Origin of the sequence: Mycobacterium sp. 852002-30065_SCH5024008 (assembly GCF_001665645.1) — a bacterium.
In the GTDB taxonomy this organism is placed as follows: domain Bacteria; phylum Actinomycetota; class Actinomycetes; order Mycobacteriales; family Mycobacteriaceae; genus Mycobacterium; species Mycobacterium paraffinicum.
The window spans coordinates 1-586 of the sequence record NZ_LZSZ01000114.1 but is presented as its reverse complement, the minus strand read 5'-3'; the positions used below and the strand labels follow the sequence as shown (position 1 = coordinate 586).

1 protein-coding gene is annotated in these 586 nt (G+C 66.4%); it reads right to left on the bottom strand.

Annotated elements, in window-relative coordinates; all coding sequences use genetic code 11:
• On the bottom strand, positions 1–586 hold a 586-nt coding region (locus A5781_RS15605; RefSeq protein ID WP_156624691.1), incomplete at both ends, for an AMP-binding protein.

Sequence of the window (586 nt, the reverse complement as noted above, 5' to 3'; positions counted from 1 at the left end):
AGATGTGTATAAGAGACAGTACAGTTCCCCGACCACCCCCGCCGGAACCGGCCGCAACCACTGATCCAGCACAAACAACGCCGCACCCGCCACCGGCGACCCCACCGGCACGGCACCCACCCCCGGGGCGAGCGGGGCACTGATCGCCACCCACATCGTGGTCTCGGTCGGGCCGTATTCATTGAGCATCACCCGTCCCGGCGCCCACCGCTCCACCACCTCAGCCGGACACGCCTCCCCACCGACCAGCAATGTCACCGATTCCAACCCCGGCGGCGAGAGCGCCGCCACCGCCGAGGGTGTCTGGCTCAACACAGTGACCTGCTGCTCGATCAGCAACGCATGCAACGCCTCGGGGGAAGCGGCCACCGCTTCGGGCACCACCACCAACCGCCCGCCATGCAGCAGGGCACCGAAGATCTCCCAGCCCGAAATGTCAAAGGAATACGAATGCCACTGCGACCACACCCGCCCCGGCCCCGCCAAATTCCCGTCCAGCGACGCGATCAGCTGGGTGACATTGTGGTGGGTCACGGCAACGCCTTTGGGCACCCCGGTGGTGCCCGAGGTGTAAATCAGATACGCA